We start from the raw sequence: 866 nt of genomic DNA on the forward strand, positions 1-866 counted from the left end.
ATCTCGCGGGAGACGGTGCGCAAGTGGCGGTCCCGGTTCACCGCGGACCGTCTTGAGGGGCTGGTCGACGCTCCGCGCTCCGGTGCCCCGCGCCGGATCACCGACGAGCAGGTCGAGTCCCTGGTCGCCCGGACCCTGGACCAGGCACCCCCGTCGGGGGATTCGCACTGGTCGACGCGGTCGATGGCCCAGGCCGCGGGCATGTCGCAGTCGGCCGTCTCCCGGATCTGGCGGGCGTTCGGCCTCAAGCCGCACATCGTGCGGACCTGGAAGCTGTCCACCGACCCGCAGTTCGTGACCAAGGTCCGTGACGTGGTGGGCATCTACCTGGCCCCGCCGGAGAACGCCCTGGTCCTGGCGGTGGACGAGAAGAGCCAGATCCAGGCCCTGGACCGCACCCAGCCGGTGCTGCCCCTGTCGCCGACGGTTCCGGCGCGGATGACGCACGACTACGTCCGGCACGGCACCACCAGCCTGTTCGCCGCCCTGGACATCGCCTCCGGCTCGGTCATCGCCCAGCACTACCGACGCCACCGCCACCAGGAGTTCCTCCGTTTCCTGAAGACCATCGACGCCGCCGTCCCCAAGGAGTTGGACCTGCACCTGGTCCTGGACAACTACGCCACCCACAAGACCGAGGCGGTCAGGAAGTGGCTGCTGCGACACCCCCGCTTCCACCTGCACTTCACCCCCACCTCCGCCTCCTGGCTCAACCTCGTCGAGCGCTGGTTCGCCGAGCTGACCTGCCGCAAACTCCGCCGCTCGGCCCACCGCAGCGTCGTCGAACTCGAACGCGACATCCGCGGCTGGATCAACGAGTGGAACAAGAACCCCAAGCCGTTCGTGTGGACCAAGACCGCAGACGA

The 866-nt window shown here is 68.9% G+C and carries 1 protein-coding gene; it reads left to right on the forward strand.

Annotated features, from left to right (window positions below; translation table 11 throughout):
* Positions 1-866 (forward strand): IS630 family transposase (locus tag IQ279_RS27550; RefSeq protein WP_206352046.1); only part of this gene is annotated, 866 nt, incomplete at both ends.

Source organism: Streptomyces verrucosisporus, from assembly GCF_017114865.1.
Classification (GTDB): Bacteria; Actinomycetota; Actinomycetes; order Streptomycetales; family Streptomycetaceae; genus Streptomyces; species Streptomyces fenghuangensis.